The sequence below is a fragment of the Massilia sp. S19_KUP03_FR1 genome (assembly GCF_036688685.1).
In the GTDB taxonomy this organism is placed as follows: Bacteria; Pseudomonadota; Gammaproteobacteria; order Burkholderiales; family Burkholderiaceae_D; genus JALYUM01.
The window spans coordinates 15,729-41,292 of sequence record NZ_JAQQPS010000006.1; the positions used below are offsets into that span (position 1 = coordinate 15,729).

Annotated in this window: 21 protein-coding genes and 1 other RNA gene; 14 read left to right on the forward strand and 8 right to left on the reverse strand. The window is 63.2% G+C overall.

Features of this window, described 5'->3' with window-relative positions; genetic code table 11:
- Positions 1-46: 46 nt before the first annotated feature.
- Positions 47-1,759, reverse strand: coding sequence for a methyl-accepting chemotaxis protein (locus tag V6M87_RS08045; protein WP_332876092.1), 1,713 nt, complete (start codon positions 1,757-1,759; stop codon positions 47-49).
- A gap of 257 nt (positions 1,760-2,016) precedes the next feature.
- On the opposite strand from V6M87_RS08045, the gene V6M87_RS08050 reads away from it, so the two are divergent.
- On the forward strand, positions 2,017-2,478 hold the full coding sequence (locus tag V6M87_RS08050; protein WP_332876093.1) for an EVE domain-containing protein: 462 nt from the start codon (positions 2,017-2,019) through the stop codon (positions 2,476-2,478).
- Positions 2,479-2,533: 55 nt separating this feature from the next.
- Here V6M87_RS08050 and ssrS read toward each other — a convergent pair.
- From ssrS to V6M87_RS08065, 3 genes are all read right to left on the reverse strand, one after another.
- Positions 2,534-2,714: non-coding RNA, 6S RNA (gene ssrS, locus V6M87_RS08055), on the reverse strand.
- Between the two features lie 45 nt (positions 2,715-2,759).
- Complete coding sequence (locus tag V6M87_RS08060) at positions 2,760-3,068, reverse strand: cell division protein ZapA (protein ID WP_332876094.1); 309 nt, start codon at positions 3,066-3,068, stop codon at positions 2,760-2,762.
- Positions 3,065-3,313: a hypothetical protein gene (locus V6M87_RS08065; RefSeq protein ID WP_332876095.1), complete on the reverse strand. Its 249-nt coding sequence runs from the start codon at positions 3,311-3,313 to the stop codon at positions 3,065-3,067. Before V6M87_RS08065 ends, V6M87_RS08060 begins: the two co-directional genes overlap by 4 nt.
- Positions 3,314-3,578: 265 nt before the next feature.
- Between V6M87_RS08065 and groES the strand changes: the two genes are divergently transcribed.
- From groES to V6M87_RS08085, 4 genes are all read left to right on the forward strand, one after another.
- Positions 3,579-3,869, forward strand: coding sequence for a co-chaperone GroES (gene groES, locus V6M87_RS08070; RefSeq protein WP_332876096.1), 291 nt, complete (start codon positions 3,579-3,581; stop codon positions 3,867-3,869).
- Between the two features lie 40 nt (positions 3,870-3,909).
- Positions 3,910-5,559 carry a chaperonin GroEL gene (groL, locus tag V6M87_RS08075; RefSeq protein WP_332876097.1) on the forward strand — a complete coding sequence of 550 codons (1,650 nt, stop codon included), beginning with the start codon at positions 3,910-3,912 and terminating at the stop codon, positions 5,557-5,559.
- A 240-nt stretch (positions 5,560-5,799) separates the two neighbouring features.
- Positions 5,800-6,489, forward strand: a complete 690-nt coding sequence (locus tag V6M87_RS08080; protein WP_332876098.1) for a PEP-CTERM sorting domain-containing protein — start codon at positions 5,800-5,802, stop codon at positions 6,487-6,489.
- 116 nt (positions 6,490-6,605) lie between these two features.
- The gene (locus V6M87_RS08085; protein WP_332876099.1) at positions 6,606-7,025 is read left to right on the forward strand and encodes a hypothetical protein; all 420 of its coding nucleotides are present in this window, start codon (positions 6,606-6,608) and stop codon (positions 7,023-7,025) included.
- Between the two features lie 64 nt (positions 7,026-7,089).
- On the opposite strand, the gene V6M87_RS08090 is transcribed toward V6M87_RS08085, so the two are convergent.
- Entirely contained in the window at positions 7,090-8,718 is a 1,629-nt protein-coding gene (locus V6M87_RS08090; protein ID WP_332876100.1) for an alpha-amylase family glycosyl hydrolase, read from the reverse strand.
- Between the two features lie 263 nt (positions 8,719-8,981).
- Here V6M87_RS08090 and V6M87_RS08095 point away from each other — a divergent pair, with 263 nt between their 5' ends.
- The 7 genes from V6M87_RS08095 (at position 8,982) to V6M87_RS08125 (ending at position 19,137) form a co-directional block, all read left to right on the forward strand.
- Positions 8,982-9,977, forward strand: coding sequence for an ABC transporter substrate-binding protein (locus tag V6M87_RS08095; protein WP_332876101.1), 996 nt, complete (start codon positions 8,982-8,984; stop codon positions 9,975-9,977).
- Between the two features lie 11 nt (positions 9,978-9,988).
- On the forward strand, positions 9,989-10,810 hold the full coding sequence (locus tag V6M87_RS08100) for an ABC transporter permease (protein WP_332876102.1): 822 nt from the start codon (positions 9,989-9,991) through the stop codon (positions 10,808-10,810).
- Between the two features lies 1 nt (position 10,811).
- Positions 10,812-11,609 (forward strand): ABC transporter ATP-binding protein, encoded by a 798-nt coding sequence (locus V6M87_RS08105; protein ID WP_332876103.1) that lies wholly within the window; start codon positions 10,812-10,814, stop codon positions 11,607-11,609.
- A gap of 134 nt (positions 11,610-11,743) precedes the next feature.
- Complete coding sequence (locus V6M87_RS08110) at positions 11,744-13,498, forward strand: sensor histidine kinase (RefSeq protein WP_332876104.1); 1,755 nt, start codon at positions 11,744-11,746, stop codon at positions 13,496-13,498.
- A gap of 2 nt (positions 13,499-13,500) precedes the next feature.
- On the forward strand, positions 13,501-14,817 hold the full coding sequence (locus tag V6M87_RS08115) for a sigma-54-dependent transcriptional regulator (protein WP_442920565.1): 1,317 nt from the start codon (positions 13,501-13,503) through the stop codon (positions 14,815-14,817).
- Positions 14,818-14,848: 31 nt separating this feature from the next.
- Complete coding sequence (locus V6M87_RS08120) at positions 14,849-16,420, forward strand: POT-type proton-dependent oligopeptide transporter (RefSeq protein ID WP_332876106.1); 1,572 nt, start codon at positions 14,849-14,851, stop codon at positions 16,418-16,420.
- A gap of 77 nt (positions 16,421-16,497) precedes the next feature.
- Positions 16,498-19,137: an alpha-1,6-glucosidase domain-containing protein gene (locus V6M87_RS08125; RefSeq protein ID WP_332876107.1), complete on the forward strand. Its 2,640-nt coding sequence runs from the start codon at positions 16,498-16,500 to the stop codon at positions 19,135-19,137.
- Positions 19,138-19,326: 189 nt separating this feature from the next.
- Here the strand turns inward: V6M87_RS08125 and V6M87_RS08130 are convergent, their stop codons facing one another.
- Positions 19,327-21,468, reverse strand: a complete 2,142-nt coding sequence (locus tag V6M87_RS08130) for a TonB-dependent receptor plug domain-containing protein (protein ID WP_332876108.1) — start codon at positions 21,466-21,468, stop codon at positions 19,327-19,329.
- 168 nt (positions 21,469-21,636) lie between these two features.
- Here V6M87_RS08130 and V6M87_RS08135 point away from each other — a divergent pair, with 168 nt between their 5' ends.
- Together V6M87_RS08135 and V6M87_RS08140 are read left to right on the forward strand one after the other, a co-directional pair.
- Positions 21,637-22,788, forward strand: coding sequence for a sensor histidine kinase (locus V6M87_RS08135; RefSeq protein ID WP_332876109.1), 1,152 nt, complete (start codon positions 21,637-21,639; stop codon positions 22,786-22,788).
- Entirely contained in the window at positions 22,788-23,576 is a 789-nt protein-coding gene (locus tag V6M87_RS08140; RefSeq protein WP_332876110.1) for a LytR/AlgR family response regulator transcription factor, read from the forward strand. The genes V6M87_RS08135 and V6M87_RS08140 overlap by 1 nt, the downstream gene beginning before the upstream one ends.
- Positions 23,577-23,623: 47 nt before the next feature.
- Here V6M87_RS08140 and V6M87_RS08145 read toward each other — a convergent pair whose 3' ends face one another.
- Together V6M87_RS08145 and V6M87_RS08150 are read right to left on the reverse strand one after the other, a co-directional pair.
- On the reverse strand, positions 23,624-24,001 hold the full coding sequence (locus tag V6M87_RS08145; protein ID WP_332876111.1) for a thiol-disulfide oxidoreductase DCC family protein: 378 nt from the start codon (positions 23,999-24,001) through the stop codon (positions 23,624-23,626).
- A 189-nt stretch (positions 24,002-24,190) separates the two neighbouring features.
- Entirely contained in the window at positions 24,191-25,489 is a 1,299-nt protein-coding gene (locus V6M87_RS08150) for a TonB family protein (protein ID WP_332876112.1), read from the reverse strand.
- Between the last annotated feature and the right edge of the window lie 75 nt (positions 25,490-25,564).

Below are 25,564 nucleotides of genomic sequence, written 5' to 3' on the forward strand. Positions count from 1 at the left end.
TGCTTCCATTTCTGTCAAAAAATGGTGTTTCTGACGGTCGCCAGGTTTAAAACGTTTCCCACTGTTCGTCGTGCGCTGTCGGCGCGCTCTTGCGCACGGTCGCGGCAGGCGCGGCGATGCGTGCGGCCGGCGGCTTGGCCTTGCCGGCGGACGCCGGTCGTGGCGCTGGCGCTGACATTGCCGCGCGCGGCGCGCTGCGCTGCACTGGCTTGGCGACGTGCACGACAAACCGGCTCACCAGCTGCGCCAGCGCCGTCGACTGCTCTTCCAGGCTGCCCGCCGCCGCTGCCGCTTCTTCGACCAGCGCCGCATTTTGCTGCGTGACCGAATCCATCTCGGTAATCGCCATATTGATCTGCTCGATGCCCGCTTCCTGCTCGCGGCTGGCGCTGGAAATTTCCGCCATGATGTCGGTCACGCGCTGCACGCTGGTGACCACTTCTTCCATCGTGCTGCCGGCATCGTGCACCAGCTTCGAACCGCGCGTCACCTGCTGTACCGAATCGTCGATCAGGGTCTTGATTTCCTTCGCCGCGCTGGCCGAACGCTGGGCCAGGTTGCGCACTTCGGACGCCACCACGGCAAAACCGCGGCCCTGCTCGCCGGCGCGCGCCGCTTCCACGGCCGCATTCAGGGCCAGAATATTCGTCTGGAAGGCGATGCTGTCGATCACGGAGATGATGTCAACGATCTTGCGCGACGAATCATTGATCGCACCCATGGTTTCCACCACCTGCGAGACCACCGCGCCGCCCTTGCGCGCCACGTCCGATGCGCTGGCGGCCAGGACATTGGCCTGGCGCGCATTGTCGGCGTTCTGTTTCACGGTCGACGTCATCTCTTCCATCGACGAGGCGGTTTCTTCCAGCGAACTGGCTTGCTGCTCGGTGCGCGACGACAGTTCCAGGTTGCCGCTGGCAATTTCCGACGATGCCGAAGCAATCGTGTCGCTGCCGGTACGCACTTCGCCGATGATCGTTTGCAGGGAGGTATTCATCTCTTTCAGCGCCTGCATCAGCTGGCCGGTTTCGTCGTTGGAGGTGACGTCGATCTCGCTGGTCAGGTCGCCGCCAGCGACAGTGCGCGCCACCTTCACGGCTTGTTCCAGCGGACGTACGATCGAGCGACTGATGACGATGGCGGCAGCGATCGACAGCAGCACGGCCAGCAAGCTCGCGCCGATCATCACGTTGCGGCTCTGGGCAAAGTCGACGTCAGCAGCGTCGTTGATCTCGCCGAAACGGGCTTCCTGAAATTTGCTCTGCTCGGTCAGGTTCAGCGACAGCTTCTGCATAGCAGCGTAGGCACTGCCGAAAGCCAGCTTGCTGGCCTCTTCCATTTTGTCTTCCTTGCCCAGCACGAGCACTTGGCCGATCGCTGCCAAGTAGGTATCGCGCAGCACTTTTGCCTCGGCGTTCAGGGCCTTGCCTTTTGCTATCACCAGCAAGCCGTCGAGCTCATTGATCGACTTGTTGAGCAAGGCCGTATGTTCGGCCAGCTTCGTGGTTGCGATCGCCCGCTCGGCAGGATCACGCAAGACCGCCAATTGCGCCAGCCGGCCATAGCTGCTGCGGGCGCTGAGCGCTGCCGCATTGCTGGCACTTGCTCGTGGCCACACCTTATCGGTCAGCTCCGTGCTGGCGTCGTTCAGCCTGTCCATGGTCGACAGCGCGGTGGCAATGGTCACCAGCATCACGACGATGACGAGGCCGAACGCGAGCTGCAGGCGACGGGCGATTTTAAGATTGGCGAATTTCATGGAATAGAAGTCTTGGAAGGGGTCAGGCAGGCGGGGCGGAGCAACCTGGAGCACATAAGGTTGCCTGATGGAAAGCAGGCTAACGTAAATGTTTCGCCATTGCAATTGACCGACCATCAATACGTGTAAATTTGTGATTATTTCTCAAAAATTCGCTTAAATAACCACAAATTGTTGCAATAATCTATCCAAAGGACCATTTGACCGCGCGCCAAGTGGACGCCACAATTGCTGCTTTTATACGATTGGGAATACGCATGCGCTATTGGCTGATGAAATCCGAACCGCACGATGTTTCGATCGACGACCTGGCCGCCCATCCCGCAACCCCGATCCCCTGGACCGGCGTGCGCAATTACCAGGCGCGCAATTTCATGCGCGACCAGATGGGCAGCGGCGACCTGGCGCTGTTTTATCACTCGGGTTGCGCGCAGATTGGCGTGGTCGGGGTGGTGGAAATCGTCAGCAATGCCTATCCCGACCCCACCCAATTTGTTCCGGACACCTATTATTTCGATCCGAAAGCGACCCTGGAAACACCGCGCTGGGTATCGGTGGATATCCGCTTTGTCAGCCGTGGCACCCTGATTCCGATGAGCGCACTGCGGGCCGAGCCGGATCTGGCGGAACTGCGCATCCTGGCAAAAGGCAGTCGCTTGTCGATCACGCCGGTGGAACGGGCCGATTTTCTGCTGCTGCAAAAATGGCTGGAGAAATAAAACAGCAGGCGTAAAAAAACGGCTGCGCATTTCCATATGCAGCCGTTTTACGAATAATTACCCCGCCAGTGCCGTTCTATGCCGGCATCCCGAACCAAACGGTTCAAGGTGGTCGCAGTTAGTGCAGTTTCGGGTTCATCGAACGAGCGACGATCACTCCCACCAGACATATCCCGCAACCGGTGCACATAAATGGTTCAAGGAATATATGGCAATCTCGAACACCGCAGGGTGAGACGGAGTTTACTCGCTTGATACGTCATGTCAAACGAATTTGGCCGTCAGAACAAATTTTCTTGCGGCGTCAGTGCGCTGTCCAACACGTGATGCATCGCGTCGATTTTCTCCTTGACTTCCAAAATCGACAGACCCGACAAGGGCCCCGTCGATTTCACCGACAGGAATTCGGCGGCCACGCTGAGCGCGGCCATGACCGCGATGCGGTCGTTGCCTTTTACTTTGCCGGAGTCGCGCAGCGCCTTCATCTTGCTGTCGAGGTAGTGCACCGCTTCGCGCAGGGTGCGTTCGCCGCCCTCCTGGCAGGACAGGCGGTAGGGCTGGTCCATGATGGTGACGTCGAGATTGATCATAGTGGCGCCTCGGCGGTGGTAGTGGGCGCTGTCGCACTGGCTTCGGGCACGGCCACGGAAGGCAGCTGCGCGAGCAGTGCTTCGACGCGGCGCTGCGCTTCGGCCAGGCGATTCTGGAAGGCCAGGTTTTCGGCGCCGAGGATGGTATTGGCCTGGCGCAGGAGATAATTCTCGGTGCGCAGGGACGTGGTCAAGGCAGCGAGCTGCGTGATCTTGTCGGAGAGGTCGTGGAATTCGGAAATCATCCGTCACTATAGGGCGGACACCGTTTCAACGTCAACCGAATCGCACCGCAATGGATGAGTTTTCCTCGCACATTTCTACTCTACCGCTTTGCGTTAGATCAAGTGCCTGTAGTTAAATAAAGCACGAAGCGCCTTGAAATACCCTATAGTCGTCCCTATAATTAGCACTCGTTGGCAGAGAGTGCTAACAACCTGATTCCCGCCCCCGCTACCAAGCGGCGGTCGTATCTGTCAGTCCAAACCATTGAATTTTAAGGAGTTTTGCATGAACCTTCGCCCACTGCACGATCGCGTCATCGTCAAGCGTCTCGACCAGGAAACCAAAACGGCCTCCGGCCTGATCATCCCGGACGCTGCTGCTGAAAAACCGGACCAGGGCGAGATCCTCGCCGTCGGTAACGGTAAAGTGCAAGACAACGGCACCGTGCGCGCACTGGAAGTGCAAGTCGGCGACCGCGTCCTGTTCGGCAAGTACTCCGGCCAAAGCGTCAAGGTCGATGGCCAGGAACTGCTGGTCATGCGCGAAGAAGACATCATGGCCGTTCTGGTCAAGTAATTCACTCCCCCAATAACTAACACCAATACGGAGCTACACAATGGCATCGAAAGAAGTAATCTTCGGCGACGCAGCGCGCGCCAAAATGGTCGAAGGCGTGAACATTCTCGCCAACGCAGTCAAAGTCACCCTGGGCCCTAAGGGTCGCAACGTTGTGCTGGAGCGCTCGTTCGGCGCCCCGACCGTGACCAAGGATGGTGTCTCGGTCGCTAAAGAAATCGAACTCAAAGACAAGCTCATGAACATGGGCGCGCAAATGGTCAAGGAAGTTGCTTCCCGCACCAGCGACAACGCCGGCGACGGCACCACCACCGCCACCGTGCTGGCACAAGCCATCGTGCGCGAAGGCATGAAGTTCGTTGCCGCCGGCATGAACCCGATGGACCTCAAGCGCGGCATCGACAAGGCAGTTGCTGCCACCGTCGAAGAGCTGGCTAAAATGGCCAAGCCATGCACCACCACCAAAGAAATCGCCCAAGTTGGCGCCATTTCGGCCAACTCGGACTACTCGATCGGCGAGCGTATCGCTGAAGCGATGGAAAAAGTCGGCAAAGAAGGCGTGATCACCGTGGAAGACGGCAAGTCGCTGAACGACGAGCTGGACATCGTGGAAGGCATGCAGTTCGACCGCGGCTACCTGTCGCCTTACTTCATCAACAACCCGGACAAGCAAGTTGCCATCCAGGACAATCCATTCGTTCTGCTGTGCGACAAAAAAATCTCGAACATCCGTGACCTGCTGCCGATCCTGGAGCAAGTGGCCAAAGCCGGCCGTCCACTGCTGATCATCGCAGAAGACATCGAAGGCGAAGCACTGGCGACCCTGGTGGTCAACAACATCCGCGGCATCCTGAAAACCTGCGCCGTCAAGGCACCAGGCTTCGGCGACCGTCGTAAAGCCATGCTGGAAGACATCGCTGTCCTGACCGGTGGTCAAGTGATCGCTGAAGAAGTTGGCCTGACGCTGGAAAAAGTCACGCTGGAAGAGCTGGGCCAGGCCAAGCGTATCGAAGTGGGCAAGGAAAACACCATCATCATCGACGGTGCTGGCCAGGCTGCTGCGATCGAAGCACGCGTCAAGCAAGTGCGCACGCAAATCGAAGAAGCGACCTCGGACTACGACCGTGAAAAACTGCAAGAGCGCGTGGCCAAGCTGGCCGGCGGCGTTGCCGTGATCAAGGTTGGCGCTGCCACCGAAGTCGAAATGAAAGAGAAAAAAGCCCGCGTTGAAGATGCTTTGCATGCAACCCGCGCTGCTGTTGAAGAAGGCATCGTGCCAGGCGGCGGCGTTGCCCTGCTGCGCGCACGCGCTAACATCAGCGTCAAAGGCGACAACCCTGATCAAGATGCTGGTATCAAAATCGTGCTGCGCGCGATGGAAGAGCCACTGCGCATGATCGTGCAAAACGCTGGCGAAGAATCGTCGGTCGTGGTCGCAGCTGTCCTGGCTGGCTCGGGTAACTACGGTTACAACGCAGCCAACGGCACCTACGGCGACATGGTCGAAATGGGCGTGCTGGACCCAGCCAAAGTCACCCGTTCGGCACTGCAAAATGCAGCGTCGATCGCTGGCCTGATGCTGACCACCGATTGCATGGTCGCGGAACTTGCCGATGACAAGCAAGGCGGCGGCATGGGTGGTGGTATGGGCGGCATGGGTGGTATGGGCGGCATGGACGGCATGATGTAATTGCTGTTCGCTTGACCCGAAAAGCCTGCAAGGTACATGCCTTGCAGGCTTTTTTCATGGGCAATCGTACAATAACGGTCGGTGCCGGCTGTCGAAAAAGTTTACACATGGAAATATAAAATTCTTTCCGGAATTTTACCGCCTTGATTTTAAACGACTAATTTTTCCGGCCTGGCATTGGCACGATTCTAGCTAATATGGGTAGTACCATCCACCCACTGAGCATAGCTCATATCAAAAATGAAATTCGCTAAAATCACCGCCGTTATTGCTGCCCTGTTCGCCACCGTGCTGAGCGGCAGCGTGCACGCCACAACGCTGGTCTATTCATCGACGGGAATGATCGACTCCGGCACCGATGACAATGGCGTCTTCGGTATCGTTGGCAGCCTTGTGGGGGCTGGGTATTCGATTTCGCTGACGATGGACAGTTCACTGTTGCCGAGCAACTCGGACATGGTTACGGAAATTTCGCGCTCCGGCATACTTTTGGGAACTGCCACGCAAACCGTGACGGTTAATGGCGTAACGAAAAGCTATTTGTTCGATCTGACGAGTTCGGCGTATGCTGGCGAATATAGCTACGTGCGCAGCGAGCAGGGGCAGGTAGACTCGTTCATCCAGGGCACCGCGACCAACGGTCAGTACACAAATATGGAGCAGAGGGTGTATTCGTACACCAATTCAATGGACAGCGTTGCACTGATGTCACCGATGCACTATCAAACCATCGCATCAGACTACGGTTTCGGCTATTTCATCACGATTGGCACGGAAGGGTACGCGACATTCTATGGCACTCCAACGTCATACTCGATCGAGCGGGTGGGCCCGGCCGTCCCGAATGACGTGCCTGAGCCAGCACCTCTGGCCCTGCTGGGACTGGGCCTGGTCGCACTGGGCGTCAGCCGCCGCACCAGCCGCGCCTGATTGCCTTGAGGGAGAGTTGAACAGCCTGCAAGGTTTGCGCCTTGCAGGCTTTTTCATGGCTTGCCGCCCGCCCGCGGCTGGATTAGCATGCACCCATTGCACCGATCGAGAACGCCATGTCCCCTGCCCGTCCCACCGCTTTTTTGCTGACCCTGCTGCTCGCCTGTGGTGCTGCCGCGTGCAAGGACGACAAGCCAGTGGAACCGGGCAAGCCGATCGCCGCCGACACCAGCCGCGATACCGAGCAGGCCAAAGCGGCGTTGATGGCGCTGCCGGAACTGAAAACCTGGTCGGTGCAGATCGAGCAGGCGTCGAAGGGCGCGACCCATCCGGCGCTGATGGAAGACGGGCCGCAGACGGTCAATGGAAAAAAATACTGGCAGTTGACGTTTGCCGAGGATGGGGCAGAGGCGCTGCAGCGGCGCGAGACATTTCTGGTGGCCGAGCGGGGCGACGAGATTCTGGTGCGGGATTTTGAGACGGATAAAAACTTGACTCTGGCGCAGTGGCGGGCGAGCAGGCCGGTGGTGCGGTGATTTTTCTGGTTCGGCACACTCAGCATGGGTCCCGGCTTTCGCCGGGACCCATAACCCGCAAGCTTTACCCGACGGTGCCAAACCACGCGCCATACGCCGGCAAGGTAATTTCGCTACCGCTGATCGACCCCGGCAAACCGTGCCCTTCCAGCAAAGTCGCCGACGCCGCGGCAGGCCAGTTGAACGTCATCGCCTGCGCCGACAAATTGAAGCACCCCAGCACCGACGGGAAGCCTGCCAGATCACGCTGCAAGGCCAGCACCGGCTCCGGCGCATCGTGGAAGGTGATCTCGCCACGCGTGAGCTGTGGCAGCGACTTGCGCCAGGCGATCGCCTTGCGCGTGTAGTGCAAGGCAGAGTCTGGATCCTGCTCTTCCACCGATACCGCGTCCGCCAGGTGTGGCGCCGCCACTGGCAACCATGGCGTGCCGGTGGTAAAACCTGCATTCGGCGCTTCGTCGGTCCACGGCATCGGCGTGCGGCAGCCGTCGCGGCCCTTGAACTCGGGCCAGAAGGTGATCCCGTACGGATCCTGCAGCAGTTCGAATGGCACATCCGCTTCCACCAGCGCCAGCTCGTCGCCCTGGTACAGGCACGGTGTGCCCTTCAGCGCCAGCTGCATCGCCAGCACCAGCTTGGCCAGCGCAGGCGTGGGATTGTCGCGACCCCAGCGCGTCATCACGCGGATGCTGTCGTGGTTCCCCACCGACCATGAGGCCCAGCCGCCCTTGACGCGCTCTTCGAATTCTTCCACCGACTTGCGGATATGCCTGGCGCTGAAATCGGGCGTCAGGAAGGTGAAGCTGTAAGCCATGTGCAGCTTGTCGCCGTCGGCCGTGTATTCGGCCATCACGGCCAGCGAATCGTCTGCACCCACTTCGCCGATGGCCACTGCATCGTACTCGTTGAGGAGCAGGCGGATGCGGCGCAGGAAGGCGATGTTTTCGGGGCGCGTCTTGTCGTACAGGTGCGCCTGCATGCCGTACGGGTTGACGTCGGTGACCGTGGTCGAATCGCGGTTGTTGGCCGGCGGGTTGTTGCGCAGTTGCTGGTCGTGGAAGTGGTAGTTGCAGGCGTCCATGCGCACGCCGTCGACGCCACGCGCCAGCCAGAAGCGCAGCGCATCGAGGTGCGCCTGCTGGACTTCCGGGTTGTGGAAATTCAGGTCCGGCTGGCTGGCCAGGAAGTTGTGCAGGTAGTACTGGCGCCGGCGCGAATCCCACTGCCACGACGAGCCACCGAACACCGACATCCAGTTGGTTGGCGGATTGCCGTCCGGGAGCGGGTCGGCCCATACAAACCAGTCGGCCTTCGGATTATCGCGGCTGGCGCGGCTTTCGACGAACCACGGGTGCGCATCGGCGCAATGCGACATGACCTGGTCGATCATGATCTTGATGCCGACGCTGTGCGCCTTGGCGATCAGCGCATCGAAATCGGCCAGATTGCCAAACAGCGGATCGACGTCGCAGTAGTCCGATACGTCGTAACCGAAATCCTTCATCGGCGACTTGAAAAACGGCGAGATCCAGACGATGTCCACGCCCAGGCCCGCAATGTAGTCGAGCTTGGCGGTAATGCCGGGCAGGTCGCCGACGCCGTCGCCATTGGTGTCGAGGAAGCTGCGCGGATAGACCTGGTAAATGATGGCTTCTTGCCACCAGGGCGTGGTATTGGTCGTGGGAGTCGTCATGGAGGCGCCTGATGTCGGGGTCAAAAAAATTTGTAGAGAATATACATCAGCGGCGCATGTTTGGCATCGAATTTGTAGTCAAACTACAGACTTGGACTTGTGCGAAAGTCCGCACACGCGCCGCCGGCTTTTGCGAACTTTCGCCGCCCTGCCTGCACCCTGCGCGATCAATTGCTTGAAGAATCAAGCACTTAACATTCAGTCACCTGCTGGCATGTTTTCTGCATTAGTCTTCCATGCAAGCAAACCATAATGGAGACACCATGAAACGCATTTCCCACCTCGTTCTGGCTTCGGCCGTCCTGTCCGCCGCCATCGTCACCCCGGCCTTCGCCGCCGACGACAACGTGATCCGCCTCGGCAACCTCAAATTTGCCCACTACGGCGCCGTCTCGTACATCAAGGAACTGAACACCAAATGCGGCATCAAGGTCGAGGAACACATGTTCGCCAAGGGCCCGGACGTGATGCAGGCGATCCTCGCCGGTGAACTCGACGTTGGCGCCACTGCCTCCGAAGCGGCCATCTCCGGCCGCGCCAATGGCGCGCCGATCTACATTGTCGCCGGCTTTGCCAAGGGTGGCGCGCGCCTGGTCGCCCGTCCCGACGGCGGCATCAAGTCGATCAAGGATTTGAAGGGCAAGAAAGTCGGCGTCACGCGCGGCGGCATTCATGAAGTGCTGCTCGCCGCCGAACTGGCGCAGGCGGGATTGTCCATGTCGGACCAGCCGGGCAAGGACGTGCAAGTGATCTACCTGGCGTTCGCGGATCTGAACCAGGCCCTGATGGGCAAGAACCTCGACGCCATCATGCAAAGCGAACCGCAGTCGTCGCAGGCCATCAACAAGGGCTTCGGCATGGAAGTCATGAAGCCGTATGACACCCCGATCGGCATGCCGGTGCGCACCCTCGTGATGAGCGAGAAGTTCTATAAAGAGAAGCGCCCGCTGGCGGCCAAGTTCATGACCTGCTTCGTGCAGGCCACCAAGCTGTTCATCGATAACAAGGCTGCCGGCGAGAAGTATGTGCGCGAGTCGATGTTCAAAAACCAGATCACGGCCGACGACTTCAACGACGCGATCGAGAATTCGCCATTCACCTACGACATCACCGCGGCCCACATCCAGACCACCACCGATGTGATGTTCAAGACCGGCACCGGCAAGATGAAAAACCCGCCAGTGGCGACTGACTGGGTCAAGACCGACCTGCTCGACCAGGCCAAGAAAACCCTGTCGATCACGCAGTCAACTAAATAATTGGCGGAACGATGAAAATCTCGCACTGGCGCGAAAGCGCCATCGGCCTGGTGGTCCCGGTCGTCATCATCCTGCTGTGGCAAATGGCCGCCATGCTGGGCTGGGTGAACCCGCAAGTGCTGCCGTCGCCGTGGGCGGTGGCAGTCAAGTGGGTGGAGTACGCGCTGCCCTTGACAGCGTTCGACCCGGCCGCCGGCTCGCGCCTGGCCTGGATGTTTTCCGGCGAACTACTGATCGACACGCTCGGCAGCATGTACCGCGTCGTGGTCGGCTTCGCCATCGGCGCCGGCCTGGCCCTGCCGATCGGCCTGTGGATGGGGTCGAGCAAGAAGGCCTACGCCTGGCTCAATCCGATGATGCAGGTGCTGCGCCCGATTCCGCCAATCGCCTACATCCCGCTGGCAATCCTGTGGTTCGGCCTGGGCAACGCGCCAGCCCTGTTCCTCATTTCGCTGGGTGCGTTCTTCCCGGTGCTGATGAATACCATCGCCGGCGTGCGCCAGGTCGACTCGATCTACATCCGCGCCGCGCGCAACCTTGGCGTGAACCGGCGCACCATGTTCATCAGGATCATGCTGCCAGCGGCCGTGCCCTACATCCTGTCGGGTGTGCGGATCGGCATCGGTACCGCCTTCATCGTGGTGATCGTCTCCGAGATGATCGCCGTGAACAACGGCCTGGGCTTCCGCATCCTCGAAGCGCGCGAGTACTTCTGGTCCGACAAGATCATCGCCGGCATGATCAGCATCGGCATGCTCGGGCTGGCCATCGATATCGGCATGAACCGTTTGAATAATTACCTGCTGCGCTGGCACCGCGGCCTGGAGAGCTGACATGACCGTATCCCACATCGATATCAAGAGCGTCAACAAGATTTTCAACCCCGGCGAGAACGCTGTCGTCGCCCTGAAAGACATCAACCTGCACATCCCGGACGGCCAGTTCGTCTGCCTGCTGGGGCCTTCCGGCTGCGGCAAGTCGACCCTGCTCAATGCGATTGCCGGCTTCGCCCTGCCCTCGTCCGGCACCATCACGGCCGCCGGCAACCTCGTGACCGGACCGGGTCCGGAGCGCGGCATGGTGTTCCAGGAGTACGCCTTGTTCCCCTGGATGACAGTCGAAAAAAACATCGCCTTTGGCCTGGAAATCAAGGGAACACCGGCGGCGCAAATCGCGTCCCGGGTAGACGAACTGCTGGCGATGCTGTCGCTGACCGACTTCCGCCAGCGCTTTCCCAAGGACCTGTCGGGCGGCATGCGCCAACGCGTGGCAATTGCGCGCGTGCTGGCGCTCGATTCGCCGATCATGCTAATGGATGAACCGTTCGGTGCGCTCGACGCCCTCACGCGGCGCAACCTGCAGGACGAACTGCTGCGCATCTGGGCCGAGCTAAAAAAGACCATCATCTTTGTTACCCACAGCATCGAGGAAGCGATTTACCTGGCCGATCGCATCGTCGTCATGACGTATCGTCCCGGCACGGTCAAGCGCGACATCCTGGTCGACCTGCCGCGTCTGCGCGATCCGGCGGCGCCGGAGTTCAACGCGCTCAAACGCGAACTGGGGGCGCTGGTGATGGAGGAGCAGCAGCGGCATCATACGGATGAACTGCGGATTGCCGCGGTGGATTGAACGTCGCACTTCATTTCACCATCACCCTAAAAACCGTCACCCTCGCGAAGGCGAGGGCCCATGGCACGTATGATTGGTGTTGCAATTAAACGAAGACGCTATGGGTCCTCGCCTCCGCGAGGATAGAATCGGACATGCATTTGAAACGACAACTCGGCTGGCTGATCGCACTGCTGGCCGGCGCCGCGCTGGTGGCAGCGGTGTACCTGGTCGCGGCGCGCCAGGGTGCGGCCGAGGTGCTGGCCGGCGGTCAGCGCCAGCTGCAGTTAATGGCGCCGGAACTCGAATCGGCCCTGGTCAAATTTGAAACCCTGCCTTACGTGGTCGGCCTGCAGGACGACGTGGCGCAGGTACTGGCCCACCCGTCGGACACGGCACGGCGCACCCGCCTGAACGTGATGCTCGAGACAATCGCGCGCCAGGCCAGGGTCGGCGCGATCTACCTGATGGACCGCAACGGCGACACCCTCGCCGCCAGCAACTGGGCCCTGCCCCTCACCTTCCTCGGCCATAATTTCGGTTTCCGCCCCTACTTCCGCGAAGCGCTGGCAGGCCACGCCGGCCGCTTCTACGGCATCGGTTCAACCACCAGCGAACCGGGTTACTTCATCGCCCAGCCAGTCAGGAATGGCAAAGAAATTGCCGGCGTCATCGCCGTCAAGATCGGCCTCGATGAATTTGAGCGCAACTGGGCTGGCAGCGACGACACCATCGTGCTGGCCGACCGCGCCGGCGTGGTGTTCCTGTCGAATCGCCCGGACTGGAAATACCGCAGCCTGGGCGCCATCACGCCCGCAGCGCAGCAGGAAATCACCGGCACGCGCCAGTATGCGCACCAGCCGATCGCGCCCATCGCCGGCCCTCTGGCGCCGCACGTCGCGCGCAGCATCGGCCAGCTGGGCTGGGAGCTGCAACTGTTCCCGGCGCGCCAGCACATCGCCAGGAACGCCGCGCTGTGGGCGCTCGGCGCCGCGCTGCTGATCGCCAGTATCGGCACGGCGGTCGTGGCCTTGCACCAGCGCCGGCGCCGGCTGGAAGAACGGCACGCGTCGCGCGCCGCGCTGCAACTGGCCGCGCGCGACCTGGATGTGAAACTGGCCGAACGCACGAGCCAGCTGCGCCAGGCCAACGACGACCTGGAAGCGCGCTACGCCACCCTGAAAAGCACCGAGCAGGTCTTGCGCCGGACCCAGGATGAACTGGTACAAGCCGGCAAACTGGCCATGCTGGGCCAGATGGCGGCCGGTGTGACGCATGAACTGAACCAGCCGCTGGCCGCGATCCGCGCCTTTGCCGACAATGCGCGTACCTACCTGGAACGGGGTCAAGCTGACCAGGCCAGCGCCAACCTGGGCCACATTGGCGACGCCAGCGCGCGCATGGGTGCCATCATCGGCCAGCTGAAAGGCTTTGCGCGGCGCAGCGACACGGTGGGATCGGTGGACCTGGCGCGCTCGATGCAGGCCTCGGCCTTCCTGCTGCAGGGCGACGTCAAGCGCCTCGATGCAGTGCTCGACATCGTCGAAGGCAGCGCGCTGTGCGTGGCCGGCGACGCCGTGCGGGTCGAGCAGGTCTTCATCAACCTGCTCAGAAATGCCCTCGACGCGGTCGAAACAGCTGCGCTGCGGCGCATCACGGTGACGATGACGCGAGAAGGCGGCCACGCCGTCGTGCGCATCGCCGACACCGGCGCCGGCATGGCCGTCGATGCGGCCGCGCACCTGTTCGAACCGTTCTACACCACCAAGCCGTCGGGCAAGGGCCTGGGACTGGGACTGGCGATCTCGTCGTCCATCATCCAGGCCATGAATGGCACGCTGGCGGGCCACAACCAGCCTGTCGGCGGCGCCGTCTTCGAAATCCGCATCCCGATTCTGGAAAACACATGACCATGCACGCCATCCTGGTGGAAGACGAAGCCGCGCTGCGCCTGGCGACCACCCAAACGCTGGAGCTGGGAGGGTTTCATGTTACCGCCTGCGCCAGTGCCGAACAAGCCGAAGCGCTGATCCAGGCCGACTTCGACGGCGTCATCGTCAGTGACGTGCGCCTGCCCGGGCGCTCCGGTCTCGACCTGCTGGCGCACGTGGCCGCGCTGGACGCCGACCTGCCCGTGATCATGGTCACCGGCCATGGCGACGTGGCGATGGCGGTGGGCGCCATGCGCAGCGGCGCCTACGACTTCATCGAAAAGCCGTTCGGCGCCGAACGGCTGTTGGACGCCGTGCGGCGCGCGCAGGACAAGCGCAGCCTGGTGCTGGAAAACCGCAGACTGAAAACCGCCTGGGCGCTGCATCCCGATACGCCGCAGCTGGTCGGACACTCCGCAGCGATCGAGCGCCTGAAGGTGTTGATCAGGAATATCGCCCCGGCCGGCGTCGACGTCCTGATCAACGGCGACACCGGCACCGGCAAAGAAGTGGTGGCGCGCCTGATCCACGCGGCCAGCGCACGTAAGGGCAATTTCGTCGCCATCAATTGCGGCGCGCTGCCCGAAGCGGTGTTCGAGAGCGAGATGTTCGGCCACGAAGCGGGCGCCTTCACGGGCGCGCAGAAGCGCCGCATCGGCAAGCTCGAATATGCGAACGGCGGCACGCTGTTTTTGGATGAAATCGAAAGCATGCCGATGGCGCTGCAAGTCAAACTCCTGCGCGTGCTGCAGGAGCGAAGGCTGGAACGCCTCGGCGGCAACGATGCGATTGCCGTCAACTTCCGCGTGATCGCCGCCAGCAAGGCCGATTTGCTGGTACTGAGCGCACAGGGCCAGTTCCGCGAAGACCTGTACTACCGCATCGGCGTGGCCACGCTCGACTTGCCGCGCCTGCAGGAGCGCAGCGACGATATCCCCCTGCTGCTGGCCCACTTCGTGCAGGATGCGGCCCAGCGCTACGGGCGCGAGGTGCCGGCCCTGCCCGCGGCGCAGATGGCGCAATGGCAGGCGGCGCGCTGGCCGGGCAATGTGCGCGAGCTGCGCAACTTCGCCGACCGGCTAGTGCTCGGCCTGGTCGCCCCGGTCGCAGAATCGTCCGAGCCGGCGCCGGCAGGCAGCCTGCCGCAACTGGTCGATGCCTACGAGCGCGAACGCATCACCCAGGCGCTCGATGCGGCGGGCGGCAACGTCGCTCAGGCAGCCGACCAGCTGGGCATCCCGCGCAAGACCATGTACGACAAGCTGAAAAAATACCAGCTCACGCCGATCCGCAAGTAAACTGACCGATTCACATCACAGAGGCCCCGCCATGTCGGAGACCAGCACCGGGCGCATGCCGCGCCAGATCCCCTACATCATCGCCAACGAGGGCTGCGAGCGTTTCAGCTTTTACGGCATGCGCAACATCCTCACGCCCTTCCTGATTTCCACGCTGCTGCTGTTCCTGCCGGAAGCGGAACGTGCCAGCGATGCCAAGCACGTATTTCACACCTTCGTCATCGGCGTCTACTTCTTCCCGCTGCTGGGCGGCTGGCTGGCCGACCGCTTCTTTGGCAAGTACAACACCGTGTTCTGGCTCAGCCTGGTTTACTGCGCCGGCCATGCCTGCCTGGCGTTCTTCGAAGATAACCTGAAGGGCTTTTACTTCGGGCTGTTCCTGATCGCGCTGGGCTCGGGCGGCATCAAGCCGCTCGTCTCCAGTTTCGTGGGTGACCAGTTCGACCAGACCAACAAGCATAAGGCCAAACTGGTGTACGACGCGTTTTACTGGATCATCAACTTCGGTTCTTTTTTTGCGTCGCTGCTGATGCCGATTTTCTTGCGCGACTACGGTCCGGCCGTCGCCTTTGGCATTCCCGGCATCCTGATGTTCATCGCCACCGTGGTGTTCTGGAGCGGGCGCCGCAAGTACGTGCACGTGCCGCCGGCGCCACCGAGCCCCGATTCGTTCACGCGCGTCGCGCGCACCGCGCTGCTGGCGCACAAGCCTGGCCATGGCCGCCCGGGCCTGGCTGTCGCCCTGTTCGGGGCCGCCGGCGCCGTCGCGTCGCTGGCGATGTCGTTCAGCTGGGGCTTCGTGATTGCCGCCTGCCTGGCGCTGGTGCTGCTGCTGGCCTTCGGCAGCATCGGCATCCACATGCAACTGGAGCGCGCACGCGGCGTGCATCCCGACGAAGCGGTCGATGGCGTGCGGGCGGTCCTGCGCATCCTGGTGGTGTTCGCGCTGGTCACGCCGTTCTGGTCGCTGTTCGACCAGAAGGCCTCGACCTGGATCGTGCAGGCCAATGCCATGACCCAGCCGACGATCTCGCTGTTCGGCAGCGACTTTACGTTCGTGCCGGCCCAGATGCAGGCGCTCAACCCCATGCTGGTGATGCTGCTGATCCCCTTTAATAACCTGGTGCTGTACCCGGCCCTGCGCAGGTTCGGCTATGAACCGACGGCGTTACGCCGCATGACCTTCGGGATCGGCTTTACGGCCCTGGCCTGGGTCGTGATCGGCGCCATCCAGGTGGCGATGGACACCGGCACCCCGACCTCGATGGCGTGGCAGATCCTGCCCTACGCCATCCTGACCCTGGGTGAAGTGCTGGTCTCGGCCACCGGCCTCGAATTCGCCTACAGCCAGTCGCCGCCGTCGATGAAGGGCGTGATCATGGCCTTCTGGAGCCTGGCCGTCACCGTCGGCAGCCTGTGGGTGTTGATCGTCAACGCCAGCGTCAAGAACGACATGGTGCTCGGTCACATCTCGGCCACGGGACTAGGGGTGATGTCGTTCCAGATGTTCTTCTTCGCCGCGTTTGCGTTCGCGGCGGCGCTGGCGTTCGGGCTGTACGCACGCAAGTACAAGATGGTCGATAACTACCGCAAGGACGTTTGAAAGGATGAGGTGGCGTAGTAAGATTACATCGAGACGGCTGTTTTCGAATAATAATCAGTAGGATAACTACGTACACCATGTTCCCATCCCGATTTGCGGCGCTGGCCGCTGCTTTGCTTCCCCTGGCTGCGCACGCAGCCATCCCCCTTTCTTCCTGTGACGACCCCGGGTTCCAGCAGGTGCTGCATGCGAATGCCAGCACCTTGCCGGCGCAGGCGGTGTGGATTGATCGCGCCACCCTGCGCTGGCCCGCCGCCAGCAGTGCGGGGACTTTTAAACTCTACTACTCAGCCGATGCCACGCTCGACGTCAAGGTCGGCGCGAAGGTGAGCGGCGCCTCGCTGGCGTTGACGAAGACAGCGGCGGGCCTGCGCGTCGCCGATGCAGCGCGCCTGCCGGACCTGCATCGCGGCCAGCTGGTGCTGGTCCAGGAAGCTGCGGACGGCACCGTCATCGCCGCCACCCGCATCCAGCTTGCCGCCGCGCTGGACGACATCTACGCCCGCGCCGCCGCTGTCAAACAACTGGGCGTGACGGTCTCGAAACAGCAGACTGCCTTCAAACTATGGGCACCCACCGCGCGCCAGGCCGCAGTGTGCACTTACGCCAGCGGCACCTCCAAAGCCAGCGCGGTACGCGACATGGACTTCGACCGCGCCACCGGCGTGTGGCGCGCGGCGCTGCCCGGCGACCAGTCCGGCCACTACTATCGCTACGCCGTCGATGTCGTGGTGAATGGCGTGGGCCTGGTGCGCAACCTCGTCACCGATCCCTATTCCGTCAGCCTGAACACGAATTCGAAGCGCAGCTACATTGCCGACCTGTCCGCGCCCACCTTGAAACCGGCCGGCTGGGACAAGTCAACCGCGCCGGCCACGGTGCGCGCGCAGACCGACATGACCGTCTACGAGCTGCATGTGCGTGACTTCTCCATCAACGACCCGACCGTCAGCGCACCTCACCGCGGCAAGTACGCGGCATTCGGTGAAGCGGGCTCGAACGGCATGCGCCACCTTTCCGCGCTGGCCAGGGCAGGCCTGACCGACATCCACCTGCTGCCGGTGTATGACATCGGCAGCGTGCCGGAACGCGGTTGCGCCGTGCCGCAACCCGGCGGCGCGGCCGACAGCGATGCCCAGCAAGCGCTGGTCGCAAAAACCGCGGAGACCGACTGCTTCAACTGGGGCTACGACCCCTACCACTACAACGCGCCGGAAGGCAGTTACGCCACCGACCCGGAGGATGGCGCGCGTCGCATCGTCGAGTTTCGCGAGATGGTGCAGAACCTGCACAAAGCCGGCCTGCGGGTCGGCATGGACGTGGTCTACAACCACACGTACCAAGCCGGCCAGCAGCAGAAATCGGTACTCGACCGCATCGTGCCCGGCTACTACCACCGCCTCGATGCGCAAGGCGCCATCGAGCAGTCGACCTGCTGCGACAACACGGCAACAGAACACCGCATGATGGGTAAATTGATGACGGAGTCGGTCGCGCTGTGGGCCACCCAGTACCACATCGATTCCTTCCGCTTCGATTTGATGGGGCACCAGCCCAAAGACGTGATGGTGCACCTGCAGCGCCAGGTGAACCAGGCGGCCGGACGCACGGTGGAATTGATCGGAGAAGGCTGGAACTTCGGTGAAGTGGCCGACGGCAAACGCTTCGTGCAGGCCTCGCAGCTGTCCCTGAACGGCACCGGCATCGGCACCTTCAGCGACCGCGCGCGCGACGCCATCCGCGGCGGCGGCTCGAGCGACAGCGGCGAAAAGTTAATCAGCGGCCAGGGCTACATCAATGGCCTGGTGTACGACCCGAACGCGCTGGCAGGGAAGCGGCCAGCGCAAGACCTGCTGCGCGCCGCCGACATGGTGCGCGTGGGGCTGGCCGGGTCGCTGCGCAGCTACCCGATGCTGACCTGGCAGGACCGCACCGTGCGGCTGGAAAAGATCGACTACAGCGGCCAGCCGGCCGGCTACGCAAGCCAACCCGGCGAAGCGGTCAACTACATCGAGAACCACGACAACCAGACCCTGTTCGACATTGACATCTTCAAGCTGCCGCTGGCCACCAGCACGCATGAGCGCGCGCGCGTTCAAGTGCTGGGCATGGCGATCAACGCCTTCAGCCAGGGTGTCGCCTACTTCCACGCCGGTGTCGATACGCTGCGCTCGAAGTCGCTCGACCGCAACAGTTTTAATTCGGGCGACTGGTTCAACCGCCTCGACTGGTCGTACCAGGACAATTATTTCGGCACCGGCCTGCCGCCGGCACAGGACAACGGCAAGGATTACGCGCTGTTGCAACCGCTGCTGGCCAATCCATCGCTGAAACCTGCACCGAGCGACATCGCCTACGCGCGCGATGCGTTCCGCGCCCTGCTGCAGATCCGCGCCAGCTCGACCTTGTTCCGCATGCGCAGCGCCGCCGACGTGCAGCAGCGCCTGCGTTTTTTCAATACGGGCTCAACGCAGGAGCCGACCGTGCTGGCGGCGCACCTCGATGGCCGTGGCTACCCCGGTGCGCGCTTCCAGGGCATCACCTACCTGATCAACGTGGACAAGGTGGCGCACACGGTGCTCGATGCCGGCGCCCGCGGCAAGAACCTGCGCCCGCATCCGGTCCAGGTGCCGGGCACCAGCGGCGCGACCTACGATGCGGCCACTGGCGCCTTCACTGTTCCCGCCCGCAGCGTCGTGGTGTATGTCGAGGATTGACAGCAAGCTTGCGCCTTGTTTGCCCCAAGTGCCCGCGCAGTCGCCCATTTTGAAGGCGTAATCGAACCAGACCTGCACCACATCAGCGTCGCTATCGCTGCGCACATTGGAAAGGTTCCCTCGTGCGTGCCGCCTGGTCGCCGTGTCTTCATGAAGTCACGCCTTGGGTGGGGCATCAAATGTGGTCAATCAAATCGGTGCTTCGAATTGCAGGCGCAGGCGGGCATGGCGTGGACTGGCTGCCAGGCGCGCGCTGTGAAAGGCGCCATCGTCATACAGCTGGCCGCTGTGGCGCACGCCCTGCAGCAGGTCCGACACGGTCAAGCGCCACTGGCCATGCGTGGCCTGCCACGCCGCATACGCCTCCAGTTCGCGCACGATGCCGGTGACCTCGACCAGCGATGGCGCCGTGCGCGCATCCCAGCCGCCCACCAGCCGGAAGTTGGCGCCCGCGCGCGCGTTGTTGGCAAGGCGTGCGTCCAGGCCGATGTTGGCCGTCAGGGGCGCCTGCTTGGCGAGCCGGTTGGCCGGCCCGGGCATGTCGTCGACGCGCGACCAGTTGCGCGCCAGGTTGGCGCGCAAGGTCGTCGATGCCAGGCCTGGCAATGGGATGCGCGTATCGAGTTCAATGCCGTGCACGCTGGCGCCGGCGCCGTTCATGGGCATGCTTACCCACACGCCGCTTTCCTGCCTCAGTGCCAGCAAGGTGACGTTATGGATCCGGCGCGCGTACGCCGACACGCTGGCCATGCCATCGCCGGCAAAGTACGACTCCAGGGCGGCATCAAGCCCCCAGGCCAGCTCCGGGCGCAGTCGCGGGTTGCCCTGGAAATCGGGCGTGGCCGGGCTGTTGTCGTTGTTGACCGTGAAGCGGCGTGACACCAGGTCGCGCGGCTGCGGCGCCTTGTAGGTGCGCGCCAGCGCCAGGCGCAATTGGTCACGCGGACGGTCGGGCAGCTTCCAGACCAGTTGTGCAATCGGGCTCCAGACGCGCGCAGCAGTCGATGCGTCGGCAAGGGCGCCGCCGCTGGTACGCGTGGTCAGACTTTCCCAGCGCAGTCCCAGGTAGGCTTGCAGGCGCGTGCTGATGGCCCACTCGTCCTGCGCATACAGGCCAAGCCGGCCCACGGTCGCGGCATAGCGCTGGTCGAGTGTGTTGACTGCACCGCTGGCAGGAGCCAATGGATCGGTGTCGCGCTGCGTCCGGCTTTCACTGCGACGGGTCAGCGTGCCATCCCAGCCGACCGCCATGTCATGTCCGGCCCCGATCGGGGTCAGATACTTGCCGCTGGTGCTGGCGCGGCGCTCGAAAGCACCGGAGAGCACGGCGCGGCGCAGCCAGGGTTTCGCGGCCGCATCGGTACCGAGAAAGACGTAGTCGCCGTCGCGGCCATTCGCTTCCACGCCGGCTTTCAATACAAGACGGCCGCCATCCGTGCGATGCGCCCAGCTCAGGTCGGACTTGAGCAGCCAGGTGTCGTACAAAGCGCGCCCGCGGGCGTCGGGCGACGCGGTCGGCGTGCCTTGCAAGGTGGTTTCCAGCTGGCGCACGGCGCTGTCGCTGGCCGCCAGGTCGACCAGCGTCTGCCAGCCGAGTTTGTCGCCGCCGGGGAAGTCGAGGTCGATGCGCGGCGCCAGGGTCAGCTTGCGCAGGCGGATGTCGTCATCCTCGTCGACATGACGCACATTGACATCGCCAGACTGCACGTCAATGGCTGAGCGTTCGCGCCGGCGCTCGTCAAGCATCGTCATGCCCAGTCCGTAGCCGGCGCTGCCATCGCGCCCGGTCCACTGCAAGGCCAGCGATGGACTGGCAGTACGCCACCCGCGCTCTGCTGCCAGCTTGATGGTTCGGCGCGCGGGACCGGTCGCCTTTCTCATCACGATGTTGATCGACCCGGCCACCGCTTGCGCGCTGGCGTCGGCCTGGGCGCTGCGCTGGATCTCGATGCGCTCCACCAGGTCGGGTGCCAGGCTGTCCACCGCAAAGCCGTTTGGCGCCGGCTCGCCATCGATCAGGATTTGCGTATAGCCCGCACCCAGGCCGCGCAGGCGAATTTCGCCGCCCGACACGCTGACCCCAGCCACGCGCTGCAGCGCACCGGCGAGGCTGGTGTCGCCAAAGCGCAGCAACTCGTCCCGACCGACGCTGATGCGGCCGACCGGATCGTCGCGGCGCATGGCAAGTGCGCTGGCGCCCTTGACTTCGACCTGCGGCACGGCGGGCGCATCGTTCGGGGTGACTTGTTGTGCCGATGCGGGGAAGCACAGTCCGGCGAGGAAGCAGGCGCCGCTTGCACGGCGAATGGAAAAACAAGAGAGAGGCTGCATGGGTCGATGAAATGGGAAGAAAAAATCCGCTGCGCTGGTTGATCGAGACGCCAATATACAAAGGCGCCATGCCTGCCAGGGGACCGAGTGACAAACGCGGATGGCCGCGTGATTAACGCAGCGGCGCCCACGTTTTGCCATGAAGATGCGCTGGTATACTTGGCCCCCATGAAGCCATCCCTTAGTTTGTTTTCGCGCCTCTCGACGCTGCTGCCGGTTACCCGCATCGTCGTGTCGAATGCGGCGTTCTGGCTGCTCGTGTGCCTCATTGGCGCGGCCGGATCGTACAGCGACGCGCTGCGGCGTCAGGACCAGACCGGATTTTCCACTTTGCTTATCCGATGGTGCTGGGACCACGTTCCCGTTTTCCTGCTGGGGGTGGCACTGCACCTGTTCAATCGGCGCCGGCCGGAGTGGTGCGTCAGTGCCGCGCGCGTCGCGGCGGGCTATCTGCTCGTGCTGGTATTGTTCCTGCCGTGCGAACTGTTGTTCATCGTCGCGCACGACGTCCTCGAGCAAGGCGTGACCCTGTCGTTCGATCTGGTCTTGCGGCGCGTGCTGGCGATGCGGCGCTTCGGCTGGTTCACTGAATTTGCCTGGACCAGCGGCACCTATCTCGGCGTGCTCGCCCTCTGTGTCTGGCAGCGGCACCGACAGCGCGAGCTGGTATGGCGCCAGGCCGAACACGACAATCTCGCGCTGCGCCTGGCACTGGAGGAGCAGAAGCTGCAAACCTTGCGCGCGCAGCTGGAGCCGCATTTCATGTTCAATGCGCTCAACGCCATCAGCGCCCTGGTACGCTCGAACAACCCGGCGCTGGCGCTGTCCGGCATCAATCGTCTCAGCAGCCTGCTGCGCTATGCCCTCGCCGCCAGCGGGCGCGAATGGGTCACCGTGGCGGAAGAGCTGCAATTCACGCGCAACTACCTCGCGCTGCAGCGCTTGCGCTACGGCGAGCGCCTGCAGGTCAGCATCGAGGGCGACAGCGGCGCTGTGCTGCGTGCCGATTGCCTGGCGCTGCTGCTGCAGCCGCTGGTAGAAAACGCGCTGCGCCATGGACTGGACGAAGCGACGAAACCCGGCGCGGTGACGATCGTGCTGACCCATGCCGCGGGCAGGCTGGCGGTGCGCATCACCAATCCCATCGTCCCTGGCGCGCAGCCGAATCCCGGCGCCGGTATCGGCCTTGCCAACGTCAGGGAGCGGCTGGGCAGCGCGTATGGCGCAGAAGCGAGCCTTGTTACTGACCACGTCGACAGCTGCTTCGTGGCGATCCTGCAGCTGCCCATGCATGCGCGCATGGCTGCCGAGGCGGCGTGATGGCGACCGTGCGCCGGCGCGTGCTGATTGTCGACGACGAGGAGCCGGGCCGCATCAATCTGCGCTTTGCGCTCGCCGCCCACCCGTCATGGTCGATTGCCGGCGAATGTGCGGATGCGGCGCAGGCGCGCGCCTTTCTCGCCATCCACCCTGTCGACCTGCTGTTCCTGGACATCCGCATGCCGCGCGAATCGGGCCTGGAACTGGCGCATGAACTGGCACACCAGCCGGCGCCGCCCCTGATCATCTTCGTGACCGCCTACGATACCCACGCCGTCGAGGCGTTCCGCGTTCATGCGCTCGACTATCTTCTGAAACCCCTCGACGACGCCGACCTGGCCCGGGCGCTGGTGCGCGCCGACGCCTTGATGGCGCAACGCCAGCTGGCCGCCCCTGCCTGCGCGCTGCGCGACTGGTCCGCACTGCGCCAGCGCGCACCCGGCCAGGTGCCGGCTTACCTGCGCCAGTTCAACGTGCGTTCGGTCGGGCGCATTGACTTCATCGAGCTGGCGGACGTGGCGTGGATCGAGGCGGCCGGGAACTACGTCGAACTGCACCTGGCGCAACGCAACGTGCTCCATCGCGTACCCATCGGCACGCTGGAGCGCCATCTCGACCCGGCGCTGTTCGTGCGCGTCCATCGCAGCGCGCTGGTGCGCCTGGGCCAGGTGGTGACGCTGCGCACCAGCCCTGATGGCGCGTCTGCCCTGACATTGCGCTGCGGCAGCGTGGTGCCAGTGAGCGAGCGGCATCTTGCCAAGGTGCGCAGATTGCTGTCGATGCACTGACAGTGCGGGCCGGGCAGCGTCGTACTACATCCAGGTTCGATTGTGCATCACGACCTGAACAGGCGCTGCAAGCGCGGCCTTACGCGCAGGAACAAGCGGTACATCACTTCCAGCACCGCCCCCATGCCGGGCAGCGCGCCAAACTTGGCCAGCCAGCGCCAGCCCGGAAACAACGACCACAAGGCGATGAAGGCGGCTGCCCCGCTAAGCATGACGCCGTCGCCGGTCTGCACGTGAAAGCGCGCCATCAGGTCCGCGCAAGGACGGCCGCCCAGCGCCGCTGTATCGCTGGCGCTGACATCGACCCACGCAACCGGCGCGAGCGGCGTCGCACGTTGGTACACGCTGATTTCCCTGCGACAAAGTGGGCAGGATCCATCGAAGAACACGGTGGTGCAGGCAGGGCTGGCGGCGGATGGGGGCATGGAATGGCAGGAAGAGTTGAATTGCCAGTGATTCCGAATTGCGAACCGAGATTGAACCGAAACCACAACAGTGGTAGCGGTTCATTATAACGAAAAAGGTGGAAGTCGTATGTTCGGCGGCCAGATCCCTATCGCGCGCCTGCGTAGCGGCTGACGCCAAGCAAGGGGATGCCGGCGCGCATGCGTGTGTTACAGATTTGGCGGCAGCGCAAGCGCGGCGCTGCAGCGCGTGGCGAGCAGCTCGATCCGGGCCTCGGACGGGTCGCCCGCCGGCCCGGCGCCCTGGCGCAGCTGCAGATATTTCAGGCTCGCGGCGCAGTTGCCCATATCGGCGCCCTGGCGCAATACCACCGCTGCCAGGGCCGTGTCGCCGCGCTGCTCGAGCACCATGCCGTAGTGGTAGTAGGCCGGCGGATAACGCCATTGCATGGCCTTCTGGTACAGCTTTGCCGCACCGGCCTGGTCCGCGTCGCCTGCACGCCCCGCTTCGAGCAGCGTTCCCAATGCGGTTTCGGCGCGGCCGGCGCTGCGTTCGACGGCTAGTCGATAGCGCGCAGCCGCCTGCGCATCGTCCTGCGGATTGCCCAGCCCCAGTTCAAAGGTGCGGCCAAGGTAGTACAGGCCGGCCGGAAAGCCATGCGCCGCAGCGCGCGCGATCCATGCTGCCGCTGCGCTGCGGTCCTCGTCAGAAACGGCGCGCTGCATCGCGAGCAAGCCAAGCCGCAGCTGTGCATCGGCCAGTCCGCCTTCGGCAGCCCTGGTCAACCAGATCATGGCCTGGTCCATGTCCAGCTCGCGGCCAGCGCCGAACTGGTAAGCCCAGGACAAATTCGCCTGCGCCCAGCTGTGGCCCTGTTCGGCCGCTTTGGCGTACCAGTCGACCGCCTGGCGCAGGTCGCGCGCGACGCCGGTGCCACGGTAATACAGCACACCCAGATTATTCTGCGCATAAGCGTTGCCGTTTTCAGCGGCGCGCGCATACCAGCTTGCTGCCTGCACCAGATCGGGCGTGCCATAGGTGCCGTGCTGGTACCAGGTGCCAAGCCGGTTCTGCGCAACGGCGTCGCCACCTTCCGCATGTTGCAGGGTGCTGGCAAACAGCGCCTGGTCCTGCGCTGCCACCTGCTTCGCCGCGCCCGGCTCCCACACATAATGCGTCTTGAGCCAGCCGGTCGGCGCCTGGCCGGTGGTGACGACCGCGTGAAAGACGCAGCGGCGCATGCTCGCCAGCGCCGCCTGGTCCAGGTCGTCCCGGCCGCTGGAGACGGCCACGCGCGCCTCGGTGGCCACGCCAGCTTCGCCGACCTGCACTTCGATGGTCGTCTTGCCACCGACGCGTTGCGCCAGCGCGGCAGGAGGATAGGCCGGCCGCGGGCAGGCTTGCAGGTCGAGGACCATGACGTCCTGCGGGTTCTGGGCGCGGGCGGCAAACGTCGGCGCGGGCAGCAAGGCAACAGCAGCAGTCAGGAGCAGGAAGGCAGTTTTCATGGCATCAGTGTGTTGACGGTTGACAGTGGCACGGACCCTGGTGCCTACTCTTGGTTTTTATTATAAATGGAGCAA

Coding starts and splice junctions, on each gene's coding strand:
- V6M87_RS08050 (WP_332876093.1), top strand. CDS start 2,017: ATGCGCTATTGGCTGATGAAATCCGAACCGCACGATGTTTCGATCGAC.
- V6M87_RS08130 (WP_332876108.1), bottom strand. CDS start 21,468: ATGCAGCCTCTCTCTTGTTTTTCCATTCGCCGTGCAAGCGGCGCCTGC.
- V6M87_RS08125 (WP_332876107.1), top strand. CDS start 16,498: ATGTTCCCATCCCGATTTGCGGCGCTGGCCGCTGCTTTGCTTCCCCTG.
- groL (WP_332876097.1), top strand. CDS start 3,910: ATGGCATCGAAAGAAGTAATCTTCGGCGACGCAGCGCGCGCCAAAATG.
- V6M87_RS08110 (WP_332876104.1), top strand. CDS start 11,744: ATGCATTTGAAACGACAACTCGGCTGGCTGATCGCACTGCTGGCCGGC.
- V6M87_RS08085 (WP_332876099.1), top strand. CDS start 6,606: ATGTCCCCTGCCCGTCCCACCGCTTTTTTGCTGACCCTGCTGCTCGCC.
- V6M87_RS08095 (WP_332876101.1), top strand. CDS start 8,982: ATGAAACGCATTTCCCACCTCGTTCTGGCTTCGGCCGTCCTGTCCGCC.
- V6M87_RS08090 (WP_332876100.1), bottom strand. CDS start 8,718: ATGACGACTCCCACGACCAATACCACGCCCTGGTGGCAAGAAGCCATC.
- groES (WP_332876096.1), top strand. CDS start 3,579: ATGAACCTTCGCCCACTGCACGATCGCGTCATCGTCAAGCGTCTCGAC.
- V6M87_RS08045 (WP_332876092.1), bottom strand. CDS start 1,759: ATGAAATTCGCCAATCTTAAAATCGCCCGTCGCCTGCAGCTCGCGTTC.
- V6M87_RS08120 (WP_332876106.1), top strand. CDS start 14,849: ATGTCGGAGACCAGCACCGGGCGCATGCCGCGCCAGATCCCCTACATC.
- V6M87_RS08115 (WP_442920565.1), top strand. CDS start 13,501: ATGCACGCCATCCTGGTGGAAGACGAAGCCGCGCTGCGCCTGGCGACC.
- V6M87_RS08100 (WP_332876102.1), top strand. CDS start 9,989: ATGAAAATCTCGCACTGGCGCGAAAGCGCCATCGGCCTGGTGGTCCCG.
- V6M87_RS08060 (WP_332876094.1), bottom strand. CDS start 3,068: ATGATCAATCTCGACGTCACCATCATGGACCAGCCCTACCGCCTGTCC.
- V6M87_RS08140 (WP_332876110.1), top strand. CDS start 22,788: ATGGCGACCGTGCGCCGGCGCGTGCTGATTGTCGACGACGAGGAGCCG.
- V6M87_RS08105 (WP_332876103.1), top strand. CDS start 10,812: ATGACCGTATCCCACATCGATATCAAGAGCGTCAACAAGATTTTCAAC.
- V6M87_RS08065 (WP_332876095.1), bottom strand. CDS start 3,313: ATGATTTCCGAATTCCACGACCTCTCCGACAAGATCACGCAGCTCGCT.
- V6M87_RS08080 (WP_332876098.1), top strand. CDS start 5,800: ATGAAATTCGCTAAAATCACCGCCGTTATTGCTGCCCTGTTCGCCACC.
- V6M87_RS08135 (WP_332876109.1), top strand. CDS start 21,637: ATGAAGCCATCCCTTAGTTTGTTTTCGCGCCTCTCGACGCTGCTGCCG.
- V6M87_RS08145 (WP_332876111.1), bottom strand. CDS start 24,001: ATGCCCCCATCCGCCGCCAGCCCTGCCTGCACCACCGTGTTCTTCGAT.
- V6M87_RS08150 (WP_332876112.1), bottom strand. CDS start 25,489: ATGAAAACTGCCTTCCTGCTCCTGACTGCTGCTGTTGCCTTGCTGCCC.